Annotated in this window: 16 protein-coding genes; 5 read left to right on the top strand and 11 right to left on the bottom strand. The window is 60.2% G+C overall.

Features of this window, described 5'->3' with window-relative positions; translation table 11 throughout:
- Nucleotides 1-42: 42 nt before the first annotated feature.
- Nucleotides 43-2,448 carry a bifunctional diguanylate cyclase/phosphodiesterase gene (locus GR183_RS01920; RefSeq protein ID WP_160773888.1) on the bottom strand — a complete coding sequence of 802 codons (2,406 nt, stop codon included), beginning with the start codon at nucleotides 2,446-2,448 and terminating at the stop codon, nucleotides 43-45.
- Between the two features lie 593 nt (nucleotides 2,449-3,041).
- Between GR183_RS01920 and GR183_RS01915 the strand changes: the two genes are divergently transcribed.
- From GR183_RS01915 to GR183_RS01905, 3 genes are read left to right on the top strand one after another with little or no spacing between them, the layout of a single operon-like run.
- Nucleotides 3,042-3,710, top strand: coding sequence for an amino acid ABC transporter permease (locus GR183_RS01915; RefSeq protein ID WP_160773887.1), 669 nt, complete (start codon nucleotides 3,042-3,044; stop codon nucleotides 3,708-3,710).
- An 18-nt stretch (nucleotides 3,711-3,728) separates the two neighbouring features.
- Nucleotides 3,729-4,385, top strand: coding sequence for an amino acid ABC transporter permease (locus GR183_RS01910; RefSeq protein WP_160773886.1), 657 nt, complete (start codon nucleotides 3,729-3,731; stop codon nucleotides 4,383-4,385).
- Nucleotides 4,386-4,432: 47 nt separating this feature from the next.
- Entirely contained in the window at nucleotides 4,433-5,230 is a 798-nt protein-coding gene (locus tag GR183_RS01905) for a transporter substrate-binding domain-containing protein (RefSeq protein WP_160773885.1), read from the top strand.
- A gap of 216 nt (nucleotides 5,231-5,446) precedes the next feature.
- Here GR183_RS01905 and GR183_RS01900 read toward each other — a convergent pair whose 3' ends face one another.
- The 3 genes from GR183_RS01900 to GR183_RS01890 form a co-directional block, all read right to left on the bottom strand.
- The gene (locus GR183_RS01900; RefSeq protein ID WP_160773884.1) at nucleotides 5,447-6,559 is read right to left on the bottom strand and encodes a sensor histidine kinase; all 1,113 of its coding nucleotides are present in this window, start codon (nucleotides 6,557-6,559) and stop codon (nucleotides 5,447-5,449) included.
- A 43-nt stretch (nucleotides 6,560-6,602) separates the two neighbouring features.
- Nucleotides 6,603-6,770: a DUF1328 domain-containing protein gene (locus GR183_RS01895; protein WP_160773883.1), complete on the bottom strand. Its 168-nt coding sequence runs from the start codon at nucleotides 6,768-6,770 to the stop codon at nucleotides 6,603-6,605.
- Nucleotides 6,771-6,866: 96 nt separating this feature from the next.
- Nucleotides 6,867-7,664, bottom strand: a complete 798-nt coding sequence (locus GR183_RS01890; protein ID WP_160773882.1) for a response regulator — start codon at nucleotides 7,662-7,664, stop codon at nucleotides 6,867-6,869.
- A gap of 145 nt (nucleotides 7,665-7,809) precedes the next feature.
- On the opposite strand from GR183_RS01890, the gene GR183_RS01885 reads away from it, so the two are divergent.
- Both GR183_RS01885 and GR183_RS01880 read left to right on the top strand, forming a co-directional pair.
- Complete coding sequence (locus tag GR183_RS01885) at nucleotides 7,810-8,013, top strand: NepR family anti-sigma factor (protein ID WP_160773881.1); 204 nt, start codon at nucleotides 7,810-7,812, stop codon at nucleotides 8,011-8,013.
- A complete protein-coding gene (locus GR183_RS01880) occupies nucleotides 7,994-8,578 on the top strand; it encodes an RNA polymerase sigma factor (RefSeq protein ID WP_160773880.1) in 585 nt (194 codons plus the stop codon). The genes GR183_RS01885 and GR183_RS01880 overlap by 20 nt, the downstream gene beginning before the upstream one ends.
- A gap of 68 nt (nucleotides 8,579-8,646) precedes the next feature.
- Here GR183_RS01880 and GR183_RS01875 read toward each other — a convergent pair whose 3' ends face one another.
- The 7 genes from GR183_RS01875 to GR183_RS01845 form a co-directional block, all read right to left on the bottom strand.
- Nucleotides 8,647-9,096 (bottom strand): hypothetical protein, encoded by a 450-nt coding sequence (locus tag GR183_RS01875; protein WP_160773879.1) that lies wholly within the window; start codon nucleotides 9,094-9,096, stop codon nucleotides 8,647-8,649.
- Nucleotides 9,097-9,107: 11 nt separating this feature from the next.
- Nucleotides 9,108-9,446 carry a DUF883 family protein gene (locus tag GR183_RS01870; protein ID WP_160773878.1) on the bottom strand — a complete coding sequence of 113 codons (339 nt, stop codon included), beginning with the start codon at nucleotides 9,444-9,446 and terminating at the stop codon, nucleotides 9,108-9,110.
- Nucleotides 9,447-9,571: 125 nt separating this feature from the next.
- Entirely contained in the window at nucleotides 9,572-10,654 is a 1,083-nt protein-coding gene (locus GR183_RS01865; RefSeq protein ID WP_160773877.1) for an AI-2E family transporter, read from the bottom strand.
- 142 nt (nucleotides 10,655-10,796) lie between these two features.
- On the bottom strand, nucleotides 10,797-12,488 hold the full coding sequence (locus tag GR183_RS01860; RefSeq protein WP_160773876.1) for a CHASE domain-containing protein: 1,692 nt from the start codon (nucleotides 12,486-12,488) through the stop codon (nucleotides 10,797-10,799).
- Between the two features lie 267 nt (nucleotides 12,489-12,755).
- The gene (locus tag GR183_RS01855; RefSeq protein ID WP_160773875.1) at nucleotides 12,756-13,157 is read right to left on the bottom strand and encodes a hypothetical protein; all 402 of its coding nucleotides are present in this window, start codon (nucleotides 13,155-13,157) and stop codon (nucleotides 12,756-12,758) included.
- Nucleotides 13,158-13,332: 175 nt separating this feature from the next.
- Entirely contained in the window at nucleotides 13,333-13,917 is a 585-nt protein-coding gene (locus GR183_RS01850) for a c-type cytochrome (RefSeq protein WP_160773874.1), read from the bottom strand.
- Nucleotides 13,917-15,173, bottom strand: a complete 1,257-nt coding sequence (locus GR183_RS01845) for a PQQ-dependent sugar dehydrogenase (protein WP_160773873.1) — start codon at nucleotides 15,171-15,173, stop codon at nucleotides 13,917-13,919. Before GR183_RS01845 ends, GR183_RS01850 begins: the two co-directional genes overlap by 1 nt.
- Between the last annotated feature and the right edge of the window lie 150 nt (nucleotides 15,174-15,323).

Here is a 15,323-nt window from a genome sequence, read left to right as displayed (position 1 = left end):
GCCCATGGTGCCCCTTCGCCCTTGCCTACCGGTGTTTGACGGTTATGACCCCGCGCCATGCAAGAGGCGGACGGGCGCCTGGCGGAAATCGTTGCGCACGATTTTACTATAGGCGTGGATGGGCTGGGGTTCACCGACCAGATACCCCTGGATTATCCCGCAGCCGCGCCCCTTCAGGAACTCCGCCTGTTCATCCGTTTCGACACCTTCTGCAACGACAGTCAGGCCGAGGGCCCCCGCAAGACCGATTATCATCTCCACGATGGTGTTCGACTGATCGCTGCTGCCGATGCGGGAGACGAAGGTGCGGTCTATCTTCAGGATGTCGAATGGATAGGCCTGCAGGTAACTGAGCGAAGAATAACCGGTGCCGAAATCGTCCATGGCGATCCGCACGCCAAGTTTATGCAGGTCGTTCAGGATTCTCGCCGCGTTTTCCCTGTCGTGAAGGAGGATGGATTCCGTCACTTCCAGTTCAAGGCGAGCCGGGTCGATATTCGTGTCCTCGAGCGCGGAACGCACGGTTTCCACAAGATCGCCCTGGCGAAACTGGACCGCAGACAGGTTCACCGAAACGATCAACGGTTCATCCCAGGAAGCTGCGTCAAGGCAAGCGGCGCGGATCACCCACGCGCCGATCGCCTCGATCGCTCCGCTTTCCTCCGCCACGGGGATGAATGCGCTCAAGGGAACGTTGCCGAGCCTGCGCGAACGCCAGCGAAGCAGCGTCTCGAACCCTCTGATATTTCCCGAGGCGACATCGAGCTGAGGCTGGTAGGCGAGTTCGAACTCGCCCTTGTCGAGTGCGCGCTCAAGCTCCTGCTCCACCTCCTGGCGGGCCCTGACCGCATCGCCCATACGCTTGTCGAAAATGCGATATGCGCCCCGGCCTTCGCTTTTGGCTCGGTAAAGCGCAACGTCGGCGTAACGTAACAGGTCATCGGCAGTCGATGTGTCGCCATCGAGAATGCTGACGCCAACACTGACGCCGACTTGCATCGCACGCCCATCGAAATAATAAGGCCGCGACAGCTCCTCGATGAGACGCTCGGCAAAACACGAGATATCCCGCGGGCCGCCGATATCCTTTTTGACGATCACGAATTCATCGCCGCCATGACGGTAGGCGTTTTCGTTCGTCAGCCGCCCCATCCTCTCCGCCAGGGCGCGAAGCAGCCGGTCCCCGGTCGGGTGGCCGTAGGCATCGTTGATTTCCTTGAACCGGTCGAGGTCTAGATAGAAAACGCCCAGCCTGCCGGAACCCGCCACCCCGGCGCGGCGAACCGCGAGCGGAAGGTCACCGCGCAGGGAGGTCAGGTTTCGCAGACCCGTAAGAGGATCGTGGTGGGCGAGATAATGAATGCGCGCTTCTGCCTTCGCCCGCTCGCTGAGATCGCGAACCGCAACGATCGTCCGCTCACCTTCGCGGAAGGAAACGCGCTTCAGATAGATTTCGACGGGCAGGCTCTTGCCATGCCTCGTCACCAGCGAGCCGCCGAATGGGCCCGACGGCGTGTCCGCGTCCGGCACAACGAGATCCGCATCGGCACGCAGGATTTCCTCGAACCTGCGTCCGACAAGTTCGCCCCGCCCGAGACCCGACATCGCCGCAAGGCTTGCATTGGCGTCCAGCACCGTCCAGTCGCCGAGCACGGCGATCCCCTCGACAACGGCATCGGCAAGCGAGTTCATGCGGGCCGCCTCGTCCTGCGCCGCCTTCAGCCGCTCGTCAGCGACGACCGCACAAGCCGCAATGCTGATGACGGCGAGCATCACGCCGGCGATGCCTGTTGCCAGAACATCGTTCTCCAGAAGCACCCCTTCCACGATCACGCTCGGATCCGGCACGACCGATGCCGCGGTCATCGCCATGAAATGCAACGCGTTGATGGAGAGCGTGAGCATGCCGCCCGCCGCGAGGAGCCCGCGAACGCAGCCGCCGAAACGCTTGAACGCGAAGGCGGAGCCCAGCGCGAAGAGCGAGCCCGTCGCCACGGCCAGGGCGAGATACGAACGGTCGTATTCGAACCGCCCCGGCACCTGGACGCCCTTCATGCCGACGAAATGCATGATCGAAATCGCCGCGACCACCAGTGCCGCGGCAGCACCCGCACGCGCGAAACTGTCCCTCGACTTCAAAAGGAAAAGTGCGGGAAAGGCCAGCACAACGGCGGCGGCAAGCGAGAGAACCGTGAGAAAGGTGTCATAGGAAACCAGCGAACCGCCAGCCGGCTCGTAAGCAAGCATGCCGATGAAGTGGGTTGCCCAGATGCCGGCGCCGGCCGTGAACGCGGCAGCCCCGATCCACAGCAGCTCCAGCCCGCCCGCCCGCCTTGATCTGTCCATCAGGCCGAATGTCGCAATGCCGGTAAGCACGCTGATCACAACGGCGACGCCAAGCAGCCAGGCTACATGTTCCTCAGACAGGCAGGTGATCAGCCGGTACATCCGGATGGTCCTTCTTACGGATCACGTCGGCCGCAGCGAATACGCAAAACGGAGTTTCACGACCGCCGGACACATATGCGCCGGCCCAAACCGAACGAGCGACCGCGAACGGTTCGCAGGTTTGCCCGGTCATGCTTTCCCCAGCCATACACACCCTTTTATAAACCAAAAATCGCTTCGAAAATATTGCACAACCACATTCAATCAAAATGATTGCTCATTCATTATAGCGCAGAAAATATATGCGGAATTCTTATATATTATTGAATACGCAACGTTATAATAAGATTACTGGAAAGTATATCCAGCACGATCGAAGATCATTCAGCCCGGGGAAAGTTCACAATCACGAGACCAGGCACGCGACAGCCCGGCATGCAAAACAATGCGTGCGCGTCACCGGACGAACTTCGCCAAACGGCAACCGAGCAAGAGGAGAGCGAGCGGCGCTGCTGCAATGCCTTCATGACGCTTGGGCAATAAATCATACGATTGACGCGATTAAAAATGCGTTTTAGATCGATCAAATCGATTTAAACGGAACGACTCGGCTGCCGTCGGGATCCGACGCCGCGGCTGCCCCGGGAGGCGTATTGTACCAGTTCGACTTTCTTCCCGTGATCGGCGCGTTCGACCAGCTCGTCTTCGGAGCGTGGCTCACGATCAAGCTGTCGGTCGGCGCCATGATGATCGGACTTGCGCTTTCGATCGTCTTCGCCTGGGCGAAAACCTCCGGCCCAAAACCCCTTGTCTGGGCGATCGACGCCTATATCGAAATCATCAGGAACACCCCGTTCCTGGTTCAGATCTTCTTTATCTTCTTCGGCCTTCCGGCCCTCGGACTGCGCCTCACGCCGAATTCCGCCGCGCTGCTGGCGCTTGTGGTCAATTTCGGCGCCTATGGCACGGAAATCATCCGCAGCGGGATCGAATCCATCCACAAGGGACAGATCGAAGCTGGCACGGCGCTTGGGCTCACCCGACTTCAGGTGTTCCGCCTGATCGTTCTCAAACCCGCCCTTCGGGCGATCTTTCCCGCGCTCACCAGCCAGTTCATCTACCTGATGCTGACATCGAGCGTCGTTTCGGTCATTTCCGCCGACGATCTTGCAGCGGCGGGAAACAACATACAGTCGCAAACCTTCGCAAGCTTCGAGGTCTATTTCGTTATCACGGCGATTTACCTTGCAATGTCGCTCGCCTTCTCCTTGCTCTTCTCGCTTGTCGACAAGAGATACTTCGCCTACCCCATCAATCGCTGACCGACCGGAGCGACGCCAATGATCCGTCCCTTCGGATGGAATGAGTTCCTTTTCATCCTGACCGCCGCGCAATGGACCCTGGCGCTTTCGGCGATCGCATTCGCCGGGGGCGGGATCGGTGGCTTCGCAATCGCGCTCGCGCGCACGTCGGGCGCAAGGCCGCTGCGCCTGGCGGCGGCCGCCTTCATCCGCCTCTTCCAGGGAACGCCGCTCCTCATGCAGCTTTTCCTGGTCTATTTCGGCATGAATATCATCGGCTTCCAGATCAATGCATGGATTGCGGCGATGGTCGCGCTTTCCCTGCACGCAAGCGCGTTCCTGGGCGAAATCTGGCGCGGGTCGATCGAGGCGGTGCCGGAGGGACAATCGGAAGCGGCAACCGCGCTCGGCCTTCGCTACGCCCACCGAATGCGCTTCATCGTTCTGCCGCAGGCAGCCCGCATCGCGGTCGCGCCGACAGTCGGCTTTCTCGTCCAGCTCATCAAGGGCACGTCACTCGCTTCGATCATCGGCTTCGCCGAACTCGCGCGCGCCGGCCAGATCATAAACAACGCGACATTCCAGCCATTCACGGTCTTCAGCATCGTCGCCGCACTTTACTTCGCAATCTGCTGGCCGCTGTCGCTGACGGCGCGGCGGATCGAACGAAAGCTGGCGCGCGCAGCCGCGCGCTAAGCGGGAGGAAACCGGTAGCCACCGGTCAGACAAAGGGAAAGAAACTGATGAATTTCATGAAGAAAACAACAGCAGCCATCTTGGGCTTGAGCCTGCTGGCGGCAACGGCGTCCACCGACAAGGCATCGGCCGAGACGCCGGAGGAAATCAAGAAGCGCGGCAGCGTCAATATCGGCATGCTGGTCGATTTTCCGCCTTTCGGCATCATGAACGAGAATAACGAGCCCGACGGCTACGATGCCGACGTCGCAAGGGCACTTGCCGAAGACCTCGGCGTCAAGGTCAACCTCGTCCCGGTGACCGGGCCGAACCGTATTCCCTATCTCGTGAGCAACCAGGTGGATCTGCTCGTCGCATCGCTGGGCGTCACGCCGGAGCGAGCGGAGAAGGTGGATTTTTCCGACCCTTACGCGGGCATCAGCATTTCGCTTTACGGGCAGGTCGACGTGGACCTCTCCTCGGCCGAAAAGCTTGCCGGCCACAACATCGGCGTCGCGCGTGCGAGCACCCAGGACGTTTCGATCACCAAGATCGCGCCCGAAGGAGCGAATATCCAGCGCTTTGACGATGACGCGAGCGCGGTACAGGCCCTCCTCTCCGGCCAGGTGGAAGCGATCGGCGCTTCGAACACCGTGATCGCGGAACTGGAAAAAATCGCGCCGGAGCGTTTCGAGGAGAAGTTCGAGCTGCGCCAGCAGGTTCAGGGCATCGCCGTACGCCCCGGTTCCGACGCGCTTCTTGAGCATATCAACGCCTTCCTCGCCAAGCAGAAGGATTCCGGCGCGCTTAACGCGATCCATGAAAAGTGGCTCGGCTCGCCCCTGCCGGACTTCCTGACCAAGTAATCCCGAACGCCGAACGAAATTCCGCTCTGCCTGGACCGGCATTATCCGCAGCCGGAACTCGCCTGAGTTCGCCTGAAGGCCGGTCCCAACTCCACGGGAGGGTGAAAGCCCTCCCGTTTTTCTTTTGCGCTTTCAACGCTGAAGCGTTTTCTTGTCACGAAAGGCCCGGCCCGCTGTCGGCGGGCCGGGCCAGTTCGCCGCGGGTGGGGCCGGCAGTCAGGTGCGCTCGTATTGGGTGGGAGGAATGCGCAGGACATAGCGCACGTAACCCGGCTCCACCTCATATTCCACATCGGCCGACAGGGCCTGGGGCACGACCCGGCCAAGCACGACCTTCGCGAAATCCCGCGTCTTCCTGCCCTCTTCGGATGGCCCCTCGCCGTATATGTTCGGCACCTTGTCCGGATCGAAGCTTTCAGTCCACGACACGACAAGCCGCGCTTCGCCGTCTTTCGCAACCATTTCCTGCGCGCGGAGCTCGATTTCGCCCGAAGAAACCGCCAGTACGCCTTTTGCGGCCGAATTCACCGCAAGCTCATGGATTGCAAGGCCCAGATGAAGAGCCGCATTCGGCAAGAGATGCGCATCGACCCCCGAAATGCGGAAAAGGGGCGAATCCCGCTCAGCAAAGAGCCTGACCTGCGCATAGGCGAGTTCGCAAAGGTCCGCCCCGCGCCAATCCGAGGCCGTCACGAGATCCTGCGAATGGGCAAGCGAGTGCACCCTTCCCCGAAAAGCGAGCAGGAACGTCTCGATCGTGGGCGAAGACTTCGCCGTTTGCGTTGCGATGCTTTGAATGATCGCAAGCAGGTTCTTGGAGCGGTGGCTCACTTCGCGCAGGAGGGCGCGCAGCACCTCCTCGCGCCGCTTGATGTCGCCAATGTCCATTATGGTGGAAAACAGGCCCACGATATGGCCGTTCTGGCCAATATCCGGCTCGATGCTGAGCGCATACCACTGCCTGCCGGCATCGCCGCTAAGCGGAACCTCGATACGCGTCGGTTGCCCGGACTGCAAAACCTCGCGCTTCGTTGCATCGACCCGGCTCACGACATCGGCCGAAAACACCGCCGCATCGCCCTTGTCAATGAATTCGGCGGAAGCCGGCCAGCCTTCGGGAAGGTTTTCCGCCACGATATAATTGAGGGAATTGTCCTGATAGAGAATGGCCACACCGGTCTTGCGCATTCCACGCAAAAGCACCCGCAGCAGATTTGCATCCGTGGGCGGCGCGGTGTGCGGCACTTTGCTCAGCGATTTCATCAGCACCCCGACTTCGATACGCAGTACGACCGAGACCTCGAAAAATTCTTGATGGAGCGCCGGCATACGCCGACGCTCCGAACAGGGCTACAAATACAGGCGGGAAAGATTAACGCGCCCGCCTGAAGAAATTCATAAGGATCGAAGCAACGAACAATATCAGGAACAGATAGAAGAGTATCTGCGCGATACCGGCCGAAGCCCCGGCAATACCGCCAAAACCGAAGACAGCAGCGATTATTGCCACGATAAAAAACACGACCGCCCAATAGAGCATTTGCATTCTCCTTCATCGACTGATGAAAGAACAACGCTCGCGCTGCTTGACTTGTTCCCTTGCTTCTTGTTTTGCCCGATTATAATTACTCGGCGATCAGGCGACCATTTCGTCGGCACCATCGAAGAACAGCGCCTGACTGATCAGCGCCTTGACCATTTCCGGGTTGAACGGCTTCGTCACGAGGAACGCCGGCTCCGGCTTTTCGCCCGTCAGAAGCCTTTCGGGAAAGGCGGTGATGAAAATGACCGGTATCCGGCTCGTCTTCAGGATGTCGTTGACGGCATCTATGCCCGAGCTGCCGTCGGCAAGCTGAATATCGGCAAGAATCATTCTCGGCGAGCACGATTTGAAAAGCTCCACGGCTTGCTCGTGCGTTCGCGCGATCCCGGTCACCCGGTGGCCGAGGGATTGAACCAGGTCCTCGATATCCATCGCGATCAGCGGCTCGTCCTCGATTATCATGATGTCCGTCGCGACCTGCTTCGAAATTTCGTCGGAAGCACGCGAGAGGAGCCTGGAGAATTCATCGGACGTCACACCGAGGATTTCGGCCGCTTCACCGACTTCGAAACCTTCGACGGAAATCAGAAGGAACGCCTTGCGCCCTTCGGGCGTTACCCTGGCAAGATTGCTCGCCGCCCGCTGTTCCCAGGCGAAGGGAGAGGACTTCGCGGGAACGTCCAACTTCGTGGTGTCGAACAGTTGCGAGAAGAGCCTGTAGAGGCCGACCCGATCGTTCGAGGCTTGCGGAAAGATGGAGATATCCGCGATCAGCGCTTCAAGGGTAGCGGCAACGTAAGCGTCACCCGAAGCCTGCGACCCCGTCACCGCCCTTGCGAAACGGCGCAGGTAAGGCAGATGCGGCGCGATGCGGCTGGAAAGCGTCGTCATGTATTTCCCCTGTGTCATCCCAGGCGTATAGGCTGGCTATCCGTACAATGACTGACGCCGAGAAAAGTTCCGATCCGGATGGAACTTTTTTCGGGCTGCTACGTTAGGACTTAGGAATCCGACACATAGAAACAGCTGCGTGACCATGAGCAAGAACGTAAAATCGCCGAAATCAGGAGCAAAGGCGCGCTCGCGGCCGCTCCTGAAGGATCCGAACCAGGAGATCGGCAGGAAGCTCAAGGCCTACTACCAGGCCATCGAGGCCGAGCCGATCCCCGACAAATTCCTCGATCTACTTGAGAAACTGGAAGAAGCGGAGCGCAAGGGCCATGACAACCACGCCGGCTGATGGCCGGGGCACGGTCGAAAACCGCCCGTCCTTCAAGCGCGAAATGCTTGCCGCCCTGCCGAACCTGCGCGCGTTTGCCATGTCGCTTTGCGGGCGGCAGGACCAGGCCGACGACCTGCTTCAGGACACTGTCATGAAAGCCTGGGCAAAGCAGGAAAGCTTCACCCCCGGCACGAACATCAAGGCGTGGCTTTTTACGATCCTTCGCAACGAATTCTACAGCCAGATGCGAAAGCGCGGCCGCGAGGTTTGCGACCCGGACGGCGCGATGACGGCAAACCTTTCGGTCCATGCCGACCAGCACGGCCGGCTCGACCTCGAGGATTTCAAGTCGGCGCTATCGAAAATTCCGGAAGACCAGCGCGAGGCGCTGATCCTTGTCGGCGCTTCCGGTTTTTCCTACGAGGAGGCTGCAGAAATTTGCGGCTGTGCCGTGGGCACCATCAAGAGCCGGGTCAACCGCGCGCGAAAGTACCTGCAGGAAACGCTGGAAGTCGACAGTCAGGCAGACTATGGGCCCGACGCGGTGTCGGCACCGATCGTCGCACGCGCCTTCGCGGAATAGACGCTTTCAGGAAGCCGACAACACGAAAAGGGCCGGTCAACCCGCGACCGGCCGTTCGTTGGAGAGGGCTACTTCCCGCCCTCCCCATCATTCGAACCGCCCCTTGAAGCCAGCAGAAACCCGAGGGCGAACATCCCCGCAGCCAGAAGGAGCGTCTTGCCCGCACCGGCCGAACGGCCAAGCGGCAATGCGGAAATCGCTAGCGAAGCTATAGCCGGATCGAACAGGGCGCTGCGGCGCCGGCGCATGCGTTCGGCATGTCTTTTCGCCGCGATCTTCCAGCCGATCAGAAGCGTAATCGAGAAAAGGATGCAAAGCCCTGCAACGGAAAGCGACCCGACAAGGGGGCCGTAATACCGGGCGACCAATATCCCGAGCGCGACCAGCAGCGCCGCGGCGGTGGCGAGTGCAAGGAAGCTCAGGACCGCATAAAGAAACAGGGAAGCGGCGAACCAGTCCCGCCGCTCCCTGATTTCCCTGCCCGCCAGACCCATGATCGTTCCCAGAAAACGCATCATCGCGAGGGTTCCTAGCGGCGCAGCAGCAAGCCGGCCATAAGCCCCGCAAGCAGGGCTGCGCCAAGGGCAACGAAGGGCCTCTCGCGGACCGTTTTCTCGAGGCTGCGCTCAAGATCGGCAAGCTCCCGCTCAAGGCCCGCCACCATATCCTCACCCTTTCCGGCAAGTTCGGCGGCCCTGCGTTCGGCTTCGCCGCGCAGCTCGCCCGCCTTGCCCGATCCCACGGCCGAGATGGTTTCGGCGAGCGTGGCGATCTCCGCGCGCACCTTCCTGATCTGGGCCTCGACATCGGCCACCGTGGGGCCGTTTTCTCCATCGTTGGTTTTCTTCCCTTGTGCAGCAGTAGCCATTTCGGATTACCTCCGTTTCCTGACGTTCAGCGAACAGCCTGAATTTACCTAGCGGACACTATCACTTAAACACATTCAAGTGCGCATGGGGCGGCATCGTGCCAAAGCGGACGCCAGCGGCGTTCCTACATTCGGGAAACGCCGCGAGCGGTGGAATCGTTCCTGGAAAACAACTGATTTTGGCTCATGGGAAGCCCGTTCCTGAGCGCGGCGTAGACGATCAGCATCGACGGCACGGCGATGAAACCGCCAACCGGGCCCCAAAGCCAGAGCCAGAAGGCAAGCGCGAGAAACACGAAAAACGGATTGAGCGTCAGCGTGCGCCCCAGAACATGCGGCGTGACGAACTGGGACTCCAGCGCATTGAGCCCGAGGTAAGCGCCCGCCGGCACCAGAAGTGCGGGAAAGGTGCTGAACGTCGCGATTCCCACCAGAAGCAGGATCACCACCATCAAGGCGGGGCCGACGTAGATCACGTAGTTGAGCGCGAAGGCGAGAAGGCCCCATAACATTGGCGAAGGCACGCCGAGGGCGAACATCGCAATGCCCACCGCAAAGCCGAGCGCGGCGTTGATGAAGGTGATCGAGAGCAGATAGGCGGAGACATCGCGCTCCGTATCGCGGAAGAAATGCGCCGCGCGCAGCTTGGCCGCACGGCTGAAGCAAAGCGAAAGCACACTCAGGCGAATGCGGTCCCGCGTCGCGATGAAGAAGTAGAGGCTTGCCAGGAACAGGAGCACCTGCGCGAAGATCGTCGGCGCGATATATGCGATCTGGGCAACGGTCGAATCTTCCTCCACCGTCACCGTCATCGACGAGCTTTGGCCGGCGATATCGCGAAGCTGATCGCGCAGGTTTGACAGGGAATCGAAGAAGGGCTCCCAGCCGGTGATCTGGAATTGCAGCTTGCGCCAGATAAGCGGAAGACGGTCGATCCAAACCGACAAGGGCAGCGCGAAAAGCGTGACGCAGGTCGCGATGATCACAAGCAGGAGCAGAACGACCGCCAGGGCGGACATCGAAGGCGGAATGCGCCGCGTTTCCATCCACGCGGCAACGGGCGAGAACATCAGTCCCAGGATGATCGCGACGAAAATCGGCGCCAACAGGAACTGAGCGTTCCTGAGCACCAGAAAAAGGCCGACCGTACCGAGGAATACCGCCGACGCGCGCGACGCGGTTTGCAGTATCGTCTCGATGTTTCCCACCGGTCTACGCCGCGGAGATATCAGGCGCGAGGCAATCTGTTGGCGATGCATGGACGAAAGGCCCCTTCTTTCGTCCTTAACGCGCGAGGTGCGCTTGCGGTTCCCGGCTCGCTGCGCCCGGCCGGGCATGACGGTGTTCGGATCAGCTTTTCGGCGCGAACGCCTGCTGTGCACCTTCGGCGGACGATGCGGCTGGATTTTGCGGAATCCGGGCTTCCACCGCGTTCAACGGCACCTCGATGATAACCTCGAAGCGATCTTCGGTCTTGTTGCGTTCGATCCGCCCGCCAAGCTCCATGCGTACCGAGGCATCTATCAGTCTCGTGCCGAAGCCGCCGCCCTCCGGCACGCCCGAACCCGTCACGCCGTCCCCATGTTCCACCCATACGAGGCGGAAGAGCGAACCCGCCGCCGACCCGGACTTGCTCCATGAAACGCTGAGCTGGCCTTCCGAATGCTGGGCAAAGCCGTATTTCAAGGCGTTGGTCGCCAGTTCGTGGAACGTCAGCCCGAAGGCCTGAGCGGCTGTCTCGTTCAGCGTCACGGCTTCTCCGTGAAGCGTCGCCTCGTCGATATCGTCGCCGAAAACCTGTTTGAGTTCCTGAACGAGAAGCGTGCGCAGGTCCGCGCTTTGCCACTTCGACCTCGCCAGAAGATCCTGCGACGCGGCCATCGCTTCAAGGCGCTGGGTCAACGAGACGACGAACTCGTCGACGTTGTCCGCGCCCCTTGCCGTCTGCCGTGCGATGGCAAGCACGCGCGCGATCATGTTCTTGATGCGGTGCTTCATTTCCTGAAGCAGCAAGTCGCGCTCCTGAAGGTTGCGCTGCGTTTCCCGGGTCAGCTTCTCGCCCGCTTCCATTGCGCGCTGCTGCCAGCGGGCGGACGCGGCAAGGGCCGCCGCCAGCAGGATGGAAGCGAGTGCGAAAACGACATGCTTTTGCCATTCGTTCACCGGGACGAAGGCCCTGGACGGCCGCATTTCGAAATGCCATGTGCGGCCCGCGACCTGAAGGGACGGCGTCTCGACTATCTCCTGCGGAAACTCCGCGGGCTCCCCTTCACTGCGAAACAGCAAAGCTTCATTTTCAACGAAACCGTCATAAGCGGAAATATGCACCGGCAGGTCCGGCGTTCGCCCCAGCGCCGCTCGAAAGAGGTCGCCCACCCGGAACGGCGCATAGACAAAACCGGCCGGCTTGCGTTCCACGGCTGGTCCGCCCTTGTCACCGGCATAAAGCGGGGTATAGATCAGGAAGCCCGCCTGCTTGTCCTCGGACGTTTCCTGGACGAGCTCCACCTTGCCGGACGCCTGCGGCTCGCCCGTCGAAATCGCCAGCTCCATCGCCGCGCGGCGCGTTTCCTGCGAATACATATCGTAGGCGAGTGCCGCCCTGTTGCGCTCGTTCTGCGGCTCCAGAATGACGATCGGCGTGCGCAGATCCTGATCGGTCCGCGGCCAGGGTGCCCGTTCGACGCCATAGTTTGCGCGCAACTCGCGGGATACGAGATCACCGTCGTCCGCGGGCACGAGCGGGGCATACCCGATACCTTGCACTCCGGCCAGATATTCGTACCGGTCGATCGATTCAATGAAGCGCGAAAATTCCTTGCGATTGACGGCCTTGTCGTCGGCGATGAAATAGGCCCGCGTTGCCTGCAGCAGGAGGATATGGTTCTTCACACGGGTTTCGATGCGCGCAATCGCCTCTTGCGCCACATTCTGAAAGACCGCCCGGTTCGCCGCCTCCCCGTCCAGCCATGCGAATACGCCCCTCGCCACCCCAATGGCAGCGACGACAAGAAAAATGATGGATGGAAGATAGCGCCTCATCAGTTTCCGTTACTCTGGCCCCGACGTTGATTTCATGCATTTCTTCACCAGAGTGGCGTCTTGCAAGGACATTACAAATTTTAAATTTTTGCTTCCGCACAGCCCGCTTCGCCTGGCCCTTTGTGTTGATCAGAGTGTATTCTTACAAGTCGACCAATCGAATCCAATTTTGTCAGAAAAAGGCCCGAATTCCTCTAAGGAATTCGGGCAGGTATCAACTGTTTCCGGAAAAGGTTCCCGACGGCCGCGGCAGGCAAGCGGTTAACGTCAGTTCAATCTCGCGGACTTCGCAAAAACCCCATCCCGCGCGCTGGAAGTGACGATCTTGACCGTCGCATCGGTATTCGGCGTGAGCTTCGTCGTAATGCTCGGAAGATCGCGGTTCTTGAACAAGATGGTCTCGTTCGCACGGTGGCGGCCGCTGTAAAGCGTCATGCCATCGGATGTCTGAAGCACATAACGGATGCCGTTGGGGCCGTGCAGTTCGACATGCGAAATGCACGCGCCGTCACCGCCCGCCTCGTTATTTTCAGCCAAAGGCAGGCGGCTTTGGTCCTTGCGAGTTTCTTCCGCCGAAGCACCGCCGGCGGCCGGACCGAGCGCCAGATTGGCGGCAGGAAGAGCCAGGGCAAGTGCCGCACCCGCAATAATCGTCGTAAGGGGGTTCATCATTCGTCTCCCTTGCTTGTTTCGGGAGAACGAGCGAGCCTACGTAAAGTTCCATATACCGTGGAATTGGCGTGACGCAGGAGACAAGGCGCGCCAAGGACGCGTCCGTCGTCGGGCGCAAAGGACGGGCGCGAACAAGGCATTGCCCGCGCCGCGTACGAGACTTTCCAGCCCCTTATTGCGATTGCGTGATTTCAAGCTTTACCGACGCATACCAATCCGCGATTTCACGAATTTCATCGTTCGAAAGGTCGGTAGCTATTACCGACATCACATCATCGGTACGCTTGCCGAGCCTGAAGGCTTTCAGCTGCGTGTCGATATAGATCGCGCTTTCGCCAGCGAGGTTTGGAACGTTTTCCACCTGGCCGATCCCGTTTGCGCCATGACAGGCGACACAGACTTCCGGCGCATCGGCTTCACCCTTGCCCTGTGGCAAGGAAGCTGAGGCCGAATGGGAGGAATACCAGGCCGCCAAATCGGCGATCGACTGATCGTCGAGGTTCTTTGCAACCACGCTCATCATCTCATGGGTGCGGGTGCCCTGGCGAAAGGCCTTCAACTGTTTGGCAATGTAGCTTGCAGGTTCGCCGCCGATATGCGGGGCGATCGGGATTTTCGCATAACCGTCGAGCCCATGACAGGTGCGGCACATGCCGGCTTTCTTCCGGCCGGCCTGGGGATCTCCGGCAAGGTCCTGTGCGAATGCACCCTGGGCGAGGAAAACCCCGCCCAGGATGAGAATTGCGGCACGAAGCATCAGTTGCCCTCGTACGAGATACGATAGATCGCGCCGGCAAGATCGTCGGAAACGAGGATCGATCCGTCACGAAGCTCCGCGACGTCCACCGGACGGCCGAGATATTCGCCATTCTCGTCGATCCAGCCTTCGGCGAAGGGTTCGGTGGTCGCATTCCCCTCATCATCGATGTGCGTGACCATCACACGGGCACCGACCGGCGTCGTGCGGTTCCACGAACCGTGCTGCGCAGAGAAGATGGCGTTCTTGTAGTGCGCGGGGAACATGTCGCCCGTGTAGAAGTGCATGCCGAGGTCGGCCGCATGCGCCACCGTTTCCACGGCGGGCATCACAACGTCGACCGGCACTTCCGCCGCTTCGGCGTATTCTTTCGTGCGAACGCTGCCGCCGCCATACCACGGATGGCCGAAATGCTGGCCTGGCGCCGTCTGATGGTTGATCTCGCCCGGCGGGATGTCATCGCCCATGCCATCGACCTGGTTGTCGGTGAACCAGAGTTCGCCGGTGACGGGATGGAAGTCGTGCCCCACGGAATTGCGAATGCCGTAGGTATAGACTTCACGGCCCGTTCCGTCAGTGTTCATGCGGATCATGCCGCCGATGCCGACCTTCTTGTAAAGGTCGAGCTTTTCCGGCGGCGACACGTTGAACGGCTGGCCGAGGGAGATGTAGAGCTTGCCGTCCGGCCCGATCTTGCATACGCGCGCCGTGTGGTTGTAGCTCTCTTCCTCCGGCGGGATGAGTTCGCCCTGCTTGACGACGTTGAAGGCCGCCACATCCGGGCTTTCGTAGAAGAACTCTGCCGCCGGATAGACCAGAACCCGGTTCTGCTCGGCGATATAGAGGAAACCATCCTTGGAGAAACACGGTCCGTTCGGGATCGCGAATTTGAGCGATGGCGCGAAATCCTTCACCTCGTCCGCCACACGGTCCTTGTTGCGGTCCGTCACCGCCCAGACCTTGTCCTTGCGGGTACCGACAAAGGTCACGATGCCCTGCGGGCCCACCGCCATATGCCGCGCGTCGGGAACCACGGCATAAAGCTCGATCTTGAAGCCTGCCGGCATCTTGATGCGTTCCAGGTTCTTCTTGATGCCGTCGGCATATTCGCCGGTCTGATCGATAAAGGTGAATTCGGTCGTTCCGGTGCTCTGAAAGTTCGAGAGCTTTTCGAGGTTGTCCGGCACAGGCGCCTGAGCGTTCGCGATCCCCGCGCCGAGGAAAAGGCACGCGGTAGCCAGCAGAATCTTCTTCATGGGTCTCCTCCCGTGTGAACACACAGATTGTGGGGGGCTTGTTTTCAGGGGCTTTTCAGCCACACCCGACGCATTCATATTATTTATTTTTCGCAACTTGGCTACAGCACAGTGGGCCGTTAACACCCCATGCTTAATTCCGAACAGCCA

It is taken from the genome of Stappia sediminis (genome assembly GCF_009826895.1).
Classification (GTDB): Bacteria; Pseudomonadota; Alphaproteobacteria; order Rhizobiales; family Stappiaceae; genus Hongsoonwoonella; species Hongsoonwoonella sediminis.
Note: the sequence above shows the minus strand (reverse complement) of the source record. Positions and strands in the feature narration are given on the sequence as shown.

What these genes read in the sequence shown, in the direction of transcription:
- GR183_RS01920 (WP_160773888.1), bottom strand. Translation starts at nt 2,448, where the DNA reads ATGTACCGGCTGATCACCTGCCTGTCTGAGGAACATGTAGCCTGGCTG.
- GR183_RS01885 (WP_160773881.1), top strand. Translation starts at nt 7,810, where the DNA reads ATGAGCAAGAACGTAAAATCGCCGAAATCAGGAGCAAAGGCGCGCTCG.
- GR183_RS01875 (WP_160773879.1), bottom strand. Translation starts at nt 9,096, where the DNA reads ATGATGCGTTTTCTGGGAACGATCATGGGTCTGGCGGGCAGGGAAATC.
- GR183_RS01890 (WP_160773882.1), bottom strand. Translation starts at nt 7,664, where the DNA reads ATGACGACGCTTTCCAGCCGCATCGCGCCGCATCTGCCTTACCTGCGC.
- GR183_RS01900 (WP_160773884.1), bottom strand. Translation starts at nt 6,559, where the DNA reads ATGCCGGCGCTCCATCAAGAATTTTTCGAGGTCTCGGTCGTACTGCGT.
- GR183_RS01870 (WP_160773878.1), bottom strand. Translation starts at nt 9,446, where the DNA reads ATGGCTACTGCTGCACAAGGGAAGAAAACCAACGATGGAGAAAACGGC.
- GR183_RS01860 (WP_160773876.1), bottom strand. Translation starts at nt 12,488, where the DNA reads ATGAGGCGCTATCTTCCATCCATCATTTTTCTTGTCGTCGCTGCCATT.
- GR183_RS01855 (WP_160773875.1), bottom strand. Translation starts at nt 13,157, where the DNA reads ATGAACCCCCTTACGACGATTATTGCGGGTGCGGCACTTGCCCTGGCT.
- GR183_RS01905 (WP_160773885.1), top strand. Translation starts at nt 4,433, where the DNA reads ATGAATTTCATGAAGAAAACAACAGCAGCCATCTTGGGCTTGAGCCTG.
- GR183_RS01910 (WP_160773886.1), top strand. Translation starts at nt 3,729, where the DNA reads ATGATCCGTCCCTTCGGATGGAATGAGTTCCTTTTCATCCTGACCGCC.
- GR183_RS01850 (WP_160773874.1), bottom strand. Translation starts at nt 13,917, where the DNA reads ATGCTTCGTGCCGCAATTCTCATCCTGGGCGGGGTTTTCCTCGCCCAG.
- GR183_RS01880 (WP_160773880.1), top strand. Translation starts at nt 7,994, where the DNA reads ATGACAACCACGCCGGCTGATGGCCGGGGCACGGTCGAAAACCGCCCG.
- GR183_RS01895 (WP_160773883.1), bottom strand. Translation starts at nt 6,770, where the DNA reads ATGCTCTATTGGGCGGTCGTGTTTTTTATCGTGGCAATAATCGCTGCT.
- GR183_RS01845 (WP_160773873.1), bottom strand. Translation starts at nt 15,173, where the DNA reads ATGAAGAAGATTCTGCTGGCTACCGCGTGCCTTTTCCTCGGCGCGGGG.